The organism is Helicobacter trogontum (assembly GCF_000765905.2).
Classification (GTDB): Bacteria; Campylobacterota; Campylobacteria; order Campylobacterales; family Helicobacteraceae; genus Helicobacter_A; species Helicobacter_A trogontum.
On record NZ_JRPL02000040.1, the window covers coordinates 1 to 7,755 of the forward strand.

At 32.2% G+C, this 7,755-nt stretch carries 12 protein-coding genes; 2 read left to right on the forward strand and 10 right to left on the reverse strand.

The annotated features are described in order from the left end of the window. Positions 1–128 precede the first annotated feature (128 nt). The gene (locus LS81_RS09900) at positions 129–527 is read right to left on the reverse strand and encodes an imm11 family protein (protein WP_233715961.1); all 399 of its coding nucleotides are present in this window, start codon (positions 525–527) and stop codon (positions 129–131) included. Positions 528–958: 431 nt separating this feature from the next. Here LS81_RS09900 and LS81_RS09905 point away from each other — a divergent pair, with 431 nt between their 5' ends. Then, on the forward strand, positions 959–1,324 hold the full coding sequence (locus tag LS81_RS09905; RefSeq protein ID WP_034344583.1) for a hypothetical protein: 366 nt from the start codon (positions 959–961) through the stop codon (positions 1,322–1,324). A 114-nt stretch (positions 1,325–1,438) separates the two neighbouring features. Here LS81_RS09905 and LS81_RS09910 read toward each other — a convergent pair whose 3' ends face one another. The 9 genes from LS81_RS09910 to LS81_RS09940 form a co-directional block, all read right to left on the reverse strand. Continuing rightward, positions 1,439–2,191 (reverse strand): cyclin family protein, encoded by a 753-nt coding sequence (locus LS81_RS09910; protein WP_034344579.1) that lies wholly within the window; start codon positions 2,189–2,191, stop codon positions 1,439–1,441. Between the two features lie 21 nt (positions 2,192–2,212). Next, positions 2,213–2,545: a BspA family leucine-rich repeat surface protein gene (locus tag LS81_RS09915; RefSeq protein WP_052096436.1), complete on the reverse strand. Its 333-nt coding sequence runs from the start codon at positions 2,543–2,545 to the stop codon at positions 2,213–2,215. After that, positions 2,542–3,180 carry a BspA family leucine-rich repeat surface protein gene (locus tag LS81_RS12130; protein WP_052096434.1) on the reverse strand — a complete coding sequence of 213 codons (639 nt, stop codon included), beginning with the start codon at positions 3,178–3,180 and terminating at the stop codon, positions 2,542–2,544. The genes LS81_RS09915 and LS81_RS12130 overlap by 4 nt, the downstream gene beginning before the upstream one ends. Continuing rightward, positions 3,159–3,449 (reverse strand): BspA family leucine-rich repeat surface protein, encoded by a 291-nt coding sequence (locus LS81_RS09925; protein WP_324761659.1) that lies wholly within the window; start codon positions 3,447–3,449, stop codon positions 3,159–3,161. Before LS81_RS09925 ends, LS81_RS12130 begins: the two co-directional genes overlap by 22 nt. Before the next feature lie 28 nt (positions 3,450–3,477). After that, a complete protein-coding gene (locus tag LS81_RS11385) occupies positions 3,478–3,777 on the reverse strand; it encodes a hypothetical protein (RefSeq protein ID WP_161976768.1) in 300 nt (99 codons plus the stop codon). Further along, positions 3,731–3,880: a hypothetical protein gene (locus LS81_RS11390; RefSeq protein WP_158659431.1), complete on the reverse strand. Its 150-nt coding sequence runs from the start codon at positions 3,878–3,880 to the stop codon at positions 3,731–3,733. Before LS81_RS11390 ends, LS81_RS11385 begins: the two co-directional genes overlap by 47 nt. Positions 3,881–3,899: 19 nt before the next feature. Beyond that, positions 3,900–4,808 carry an ankyrin repeat domain-containing protein gene (locus LS81_RS09930; RefSeq protein WP_034344574.1) on the reverse strand — a complete coding sequence of 303 codons (909 nt, stop codon included), beginning with the start codon at positions 4,806–4,808 and terminating at the stop codon, positions 3,900–3,902. 26 nt (positions 4,809–4,834) lie between these two features. Next, a complete protein-coding gene (locus tag LS81_RS09935) occupies positions 4,835–5,386 on the reverse strand; it encodes a hypothetical protein (protein WP_138069918.1) in 552 nt (183 codons plus the stop codon). 80 nt (positions 5,387–5,466) lie between these two features. After that, a complete protein-coding gene (locus LS81_RS09940; protein WP_034344568.1) occupies positions 5,467–6,516 on the reverse strand; it encodes a hypothetical protein in 1,050 nt (349 codons plus the stop codon). 105 nt (positions 6,517–6,621) lie between these two features. Between LS81_RS09940 and LS81_RS09945 the strand changes: the two genes are divergently transcribed. Next, on the forward strand, positions 6,622–7,755 hold a 1,134-nt coding region (locus LS81_RS09945; RefSeq protein ID WP_138069919.1), incomplete at its 3' end, for a leucine-rich repeat domain-containing protein.

Consider the following 7,755-nt stretch of genomic DNA (forward strand, 5'->3'; position numbering starts at 1 on the left):
CACACTCTATTATATGTTTCGTAAAATACGCTTCATCTCTCTTAGTATCTCTTAGCATTTTTTATCCTTTATTATGGTATTTGTTTGATAAAACCTAATAAGTTTATATAATTTATGATTATAATATTTTATATATTAATCAATCTTTGTATACTAAAACTAAAACCTAATAAATTGTTTTCTCTTACTCTTTTTCTAAATTCATTTGATACAAAAACAGGTATTTCATCATCTTTAATTCTAAATATATGACTTCCATCAAGCTTTGATTTTTTTAAAACAGCCTTAGTAATGCTTAAATATTCATCATTATCACCCATATAAGTATATACAGAATGTTCATAATCTAAAGCTTCAAGTGATTTTGTTACATGCATAATTTTACAATCATAATAATTTATTTCCTGACTTCTAATTTCTACATCTAAATATTGCACACAATCTTTGATTAAATCTTGCATTAAATTTATAAATTTTGGAGAGACTATACGCCAAAATATAGGAGCAAGTTTGGCGATTTTCCCCACCAAAGCCCTTGAGGGCAAAATCTAAATAGTTTCTCCTTTGGCATATTATAGCCTTATATGTTTTAATGGCTGTATTTAATCGTTAAAATCATCATTTATAATAGCAGTAAGGGTTTTATATATGCAAACTACCCTTAAGAATTTTATGTATTGAACGCTATAAAATAAAGAGGTTTTAAAGTGTTTTAAATTGTAACAAAAAAAGAGGAGAGACATTTTTGTGAAAAAGAAAAGAATGCTCTTTTTTACTATGAAGATAACTTCTCTTTATTGTTATTGCAAGGAAGTTTTCTCAAGGAAGGCATATCAAACCAAGCTAGCCATAAATAAAGTGTAAGGCAAATCTATAAAGAGAGTTACATTGCAATATAATTGCCAATAAATTTAGCATAAACTCATTATAATTTTGCAATTTAGATTGTTAGGAAAATATGGATAGAAAAAAAATAAAGCAAAGCATTAAAGAATGGATTTTAGAGATAAATAGGCAAGAAGCTTTGCCAAAAGGGATTGTGGCTTTAAATTTTGGGCTTTTTGAGCCTTATGGGATAGAGTTGATTGGAGCAGAAAATTATGACGAAAATGATGATGATTGGGCGTGTGAAGAAGATTTTGTGCCAAAGCTTAGAATCTGTCCTGCACTAGAAATCCCAAGTGATTTAGAATGGGAAAGTGTGCTAGAGCTGATGATAGATATTTTAAAAGAATTAGTTATGGAGCTAAAACATATAAAATTATTGGAAGTCCCACACATTACCACTGGATTTTGCGATGGGGATCTTGAAATAATCAAATAAATAAACTTTTAGCAAAATGATTAAAATTGCACTCTCTGGTTCTTTAATCTGTGAGATTATGCTAAGCTCCATTTTTTTATCATTTCACCTATTGATTCAAGCTAAAAAGGAATATCAAAGTATTCCTTTTGCTCCAAGTTTCTCTAAAATCGCATTGTATCTTTGTAGATAATCTTCTACTTTCCTGCTGCTCTTGCGTTCTTTAATATCCTGCACTATAAAATCCTTTTCCTCTTGGCTTAAATCTTTGGAGGCAAAATACTCATACCACTCAATATATTGCGAACCTTTAGGCATATATTCTTTAAGCACACACTCAAGCAATGGCTCTCCTAGCTCTTTTTCTATTTCTTCTTTACTAAAAATCCCATGTTCTAGTGCTAAGATATACAAGCTACCATATTGAAAGTCTAAATCTGTATCTTTTAGCCCATTTGCTTTGTAGAGTCGCAGTATCTCTATCATGCTTTCTTGGCTTGTCTGCCTACGATGATAGTATAAACCCTTTAGTCCGTTCATTCCCTCAATGACCTCACCACAATCAAATAAAAATTTCACAATATCCGCCCTTCCTACGCTTGCGGCATTGTCTAAAAAGCTCATTCTTTGTTTATCTTTTTGCCCGATTTTTAGTGCTATTTTAGGATCTGTGGCACTTTTTTTGATGAGTTCTAAAAGCTCTAGTGGGCAATTTCCTATGGTATTTTCTTTATAAAATTCTCTCTCGCCCATAGCTAAGGCATAGATTCTAGCTAGATCTTTATCATTCACTTTTTTCTTTTCAAGCAATGTTTTAAGCCCTTGTAGTGCCTTGTTGTAGTAGTTTATGAAATACTCTTTGCCTTTTTCATACTCTCCATCGCACATTTCTTTTAAGAGATCACAGATTTATTTCACGCTTTCTGGGATTTTTTGCGTTGCTTGAAGCCATTTTGGGAAGTTATTTTCTAGCTTTGTGCCATGAAAGATATTGTTTTTATTTTCTATGGCATTTTTAAGCCCAATTTCACTAAGCTTCCAAGAATCTAGATTTTGATTAAAATTCTTGCACTCATAAAACATATTTTTGAAATTCTCAACTTTAGAGACATCCCATTTATCCAAAGGCTGATTAAAAGCTTCTGCACCTTCAAACATACTTTCCATACTTTCAACACAAGAGACATTCCAAGATTCTATATTGTGGTTAAAATAAGGCGAACAAGCAAACATAGAGCTCATATCCACGACATTTGAAGTATCCTATAATTCAATCCCACTAAAATCTTTTCGCTTAATTTCTCCAGTAAATAAACGCGACATATCAGTAATAAGGCTTGTATCAATATCACTAACTTTACATCCTCTTGCTTACATAAAGCTTTAAGTTCAGCATAGCTTTTTGGGAGATATTTGGCATTGTCTGCACCTTGAGAAACGCTGTCGCGTTGCTTTTTATTCCACACTTCAAGCATATTTGTAGGACATTGATAAAAAATCTCTTCACAATTAAGCAATGCTTTAGCACTTACATTCCAGTTGCTTAAATCTTGGCGGAAGTTTTCACAATATGCAAACATATCTGACATACTTTCTACATTGCTTACATTCCAAGATTCTATACCGCTAAAGCGTTCGTTATCCCAAGAAGTCAATTCAAATAAAAAACTCATATCTGTGATTAAACTTGTATCAATCTTGGCAAGGCTAATCCCATTCTCCATAAGTTCTTCTAAAAAAGCTTTATGTTTTGGTTTATAGATACCATTTTCACAGACACAACACCAACTTGGATAAGCTTTATCTTCATAGATTTTTGAAAACCAAAATATATTTTTAAAATCAATACAATTGTTTAAAACGATTTTTCTCCCCAAGATTCTAAATTTTGATCAAAGCTTTCTGAATTCATAAACATTTGTGTAAAATTATACACACTTGAAATACCCCAAGCGCCAGGTGGTTGGTTAAAACTCCTTGCTCCATAAAACATTCGCTCCATACTCTCTACTTTACTGACATTCCAATATTGTATATCATGGTTGAAAAACTCTGCTTCTTCAAAGCAAGATTGCATATCTGTAACCTTGCTTGTATCCCAAGTTTCTATACCGCTAAAATCCCTGCGTCTGCTATTTTTAAACAAATCTTTAAAACTTTTAATTTTGCTGACATCAATATCGCCTAGATAGATATTTTTTGTCTTTGACCAATTTTTTAAGCTCAGTTTTGTTTTTTGGCGTAAGTGTAACGCCTTTACTTTTTGCAATTTTAAAGAGTGCATTTAAGGATTTTTTCTTATCTTTTGCTGCATTTAGTTTTGAAAGGATATTAAAAATCTCATATTCATCAGTAATATAAATACTTCTACCTGCATATACTGCCCTATCATCCCAATACTCTTGCTCTAAATCGCTTAGATAAGTTTCAAGATTTTCTATATATATGGGGTGGGATTTTCGCACCTTGCTCAAAAAGTTCTAAAATCGCACTCTTTTTGGCGTCCCATTCACCTAAAGGTGCCTTACGTAAAGCCTCTATTGCGTCTAAAAGCTGCGAATCTAGATCTTGTGCCATAATTTCTCCTTACAATAAATCATATTTCAAAATAATCATACATGCTTTCTATTTCTTCAGAGCTTAATGTATTAGTATAATAATACTCTTCATCCTCTTCTAAAATTTTTTCATTTTCTACAAGATATGTAATAGCTTCTTCATACGATACAACTCCAAGTGGGGCAAATTCACCATCATATCTAGCTACCAAAGAGAGATAATAAGGCACGCCAGCACCTTCTTGTTGTGGATTTTCTACGCCTTCTACTTCATAATTTTTAGGTAGTGCAGTAGGCACGCTTGCAGTGAGTGTATAAAGTCCTGCATATTCGTCTGTGGGCAAATAGCCATATTGCGCTCTTGTTTTATAATACTCATCATCGTCCTCATCGTCATATTCTTCATCAGAATCACTTGTCAAAACACCCTTTTCACGCAAAAAGACTGCAAGCTCTTCAAATTTTTGCTTATCTTTATCATCATCTTCCATTTCTTGCAGTATTTCAAGCACTTGATCAAGCACACTTTCACCAAAGTAATTTCGTCTATAAATATCCGCACCAGATTCTATAAGCAAATGGATCATATCAAGATCTTTAATAATTACTGCATAATTAAGAGCAGTATCATCTGCGCCATCAGACTGATTTAAATGCATAAAATTTTTTAGCCCAACAAGAATCTTCACACATGCATGATTCTCCGTCAAAATACCAAGTTGAAGCGGTGGAACTTCACGAGGTAATATATTTGGATTTAGCCCATATTCAAGCAAAAGCTTAAAAGATTTGGGTGCATGATTTTTCATTATGTGTTCCATAATATACTCATCTTCATACACAATACTATTTAAATTAAATTCCATAGAATCTAAAAGCTCTTTTATTTTTGTATCATTATCTTCAGCTATAAGCTTAAACAATTGTTCTGTAAACTCTTGTGCCATAATTTCTCCTTAACTTAAAATTAAAATTATTTAAAAATCTTATTTAAAAAAGCCCTTGCAAGGCCACTTTCTTTAGAACCCAAAAACTCCTTTACAAGCTCCTTGCCATTTGCTTGTATGTTTAGAGATTCTAGCTTGTTTTGTGGTTCTATTTGACTAAAGATGATAAAAGGGATTTGTCTGCCAAACTTTTGCTCCATAAAACCACTATTTTGGATATAGTTAAGTGCTTGGGTTACAAGCTTAAAATAATACTTAAGATCAGTTGTGCGGCATTCATTCCATTCCTCTTCAAATCTTAGCTTTTTTGCTTGAATCTCTTTTATATAAGGTTCTACTAATTTTCTAAAAGTATTATCAGTCTCATATAGTTCTATGGTTTCTAATACACTATCTAGGAAGTTTTCATATTCCCATTTTGCTTTTTGCAAGGGGATTTGTTTGGATTGTGCTACCCTTTTTGCGTTAGAGAGAGTGTTAAATCTAAGCTTTAAAGTAAAGCAAGGGGATTTGTAGTTATGATTTAGCCCAAAGGCGTAAATATCGCTAAATTCTTGTGTATCAATATCTTCAAGCACTTGGATTAGATACAATACATAATTTTTAAAGATAAGATAAAAAGGATCTTCTAAATCATTGTTTTCTCTAGCCTCATCTTCTAATCTTTTTGAATTTGTAGTGTAAGCTTGCCTTTGTGATCATTATATACTTTTATATTTTTAGCCTTAGCTTGTTCATACACTTTTTCTATTACAAGATTTTCTGATGCCCTTTCATCTAATTCATAACATGTTTTTCTGCCATATTCTTCTTCTCCATAGATCATTATAGGCAAATCTATTTCCAAAAAGAGATTGCAAAGATCAAGTGGTGGCTCAAAGTGGATACAAGGTTTCCCTAGAGCATAATTTCGCTCCTTTTGGTATAAATGCAAGGCTAGAGGGAAATTCTCTTCTTTTGGCAAGTCTATTTTATAAGCCTCATCTCCCCACGCATAACGCATAAGATTCCATAATGCAAGGGCTTTAAAATCCATACTTGTTTTAAAAATATCTGTGCCATATTCTTTGCTTTTCTTTGCATTTTTACAAAGGAGATCAAGTCCTAGTGAGATTGCTTCAAAGTCTTTATTAATCATAGCAATATATAAGGCACACTCATCTTTATAAGTTTTGGAGTTTGATTTTACATTCAAGTTGCGCGTTAGTTCCTCTAATGCTTTGTTTTTATGTGTAAAATCATTATAAAAAATCATCGCGCGTGTAAGATAGAAGCTACTTAAATAAGGTGTGCAGTTTTGCATATATTTTAAAGGATAGACTTTAGGGAAAAGTGCAAAGTTATTCGCACCCAGTATCTCTTCCCATTTAAGCTCCCCCCTTCCAAAAGAGTGTTTTATGCTCTCTGTATAAAGCACATCATCTAAAAATTCTACATTCTTTTGCGTATAGCCATCTTTTATAATGTTATACATAGCTATGTATCTAAAGTCTATCGTATCACAAAAATCATATTTGCATAAACGCTCTATTTGTTCTTTTAGACTTTTGTGTTTAAGCTTACACTCATAATCTTCTAATAACTCTTGCTTATACTGCTCTATGGAGAGAATTTGATAGTTTTGCTTATCTTTGCAAAGCTCTAAAATCTTTGCTCTTTTCTTACTATCTATTTTCTTTTGGGTGCTTAATTTTTCTATATAATCCAAACTTAGCTCCTTATACAATTTTGGTACCCCATGGTTAATATTATATAAAAAAAAAGTTATAATTTATCTTCGAATTTATAAATAAAACTTGCAATAAGGAAAACCATGGAATTAACAAAAGAAAAAGTAGAATCACTAGGGCTTGACACTAAAGAAGAGGTAGTGATCCCAGAGGATATTAAAGTCATTGAAGGGGAGACATTTAGATACAATAAAAACATACGCAAAGTCATTCTAAATGAGGGATTGGAGGTTATCAAATCTAGCGCTTTTGCTTATTGTAAATCCTTAGAAGAAATCATCTTTCCCACAAGCTTAAAAACGATTGAAAGAACCGCATTTGATGAATGCTCTAGCCTTAAAAATCTAAATTTTAATGAGGGATTGGAAGTTATAGAAAATTATGCTTTTAGTGAGTGTGAATCGTTAGAAGAGATAATTTTGCCAGATAGTTTAAAGAGTATCGGAGAATATGCATTTAAAAAATGCTCTAGCCTTAAAAACTTAAAATTTAAAGAGGGATTAGAAGTTATAGAATCTAGCGCTTTTGCTTCTTGTGAAACCTTAGAAGAAATCATCTTTCCCACAAGTTTAAAAGAGATTGGATATGAGGCATTTAAAGAATGCTCTAGCCTTAAAAGTGTAAAATTAAATGAGGGCTTAGAGATTATAGGACATCGTGCCTTTGGGGGTTGTAAATCCTTAGAAGAGGTAATTTTGCCAAATAGTTTAAAGTTTATCGAACATTGGGTGTTTTCTGATTGCTCTAGCCTTAAAAGTGTAAAATTGAATGAGGGATTGGAAGTTATAGAAAATTATGCTTTTAGTGAGTGTGAATCGTTAGAAGAGATAATTTTGCCAGATAGTTTAAAGAGTATCGGAGAATATGCATTTAAAAAATGCTCTAGCCTTAAAAACTTAAAATTTAAAGAGGGATTAGAAGTTATAGAATCTAGCGCTTTTGCTTCTTGTGAAACCTTAGAAGAAATCATCTTTCCCACAAGTTTAAAAGAGATTGGATATGAGGCATTTAAAGAATGCTCTAGCCTTAAAAGTGTAAAATTAAATGAGGGCTTAGAGATTATAGGACATCGTGCCTTTGGGGGTTGTAAATCCTTAGAAGAGGTAATTTTGCCAAATAGTTTAAAGTTTATCGAACATTGGGTGTTTTCTGATTGCTCTAGCCTTAAAAGTGTAAAATTGAATGAGGGATTGGAAGTTATAGAAAATTATGCTTTT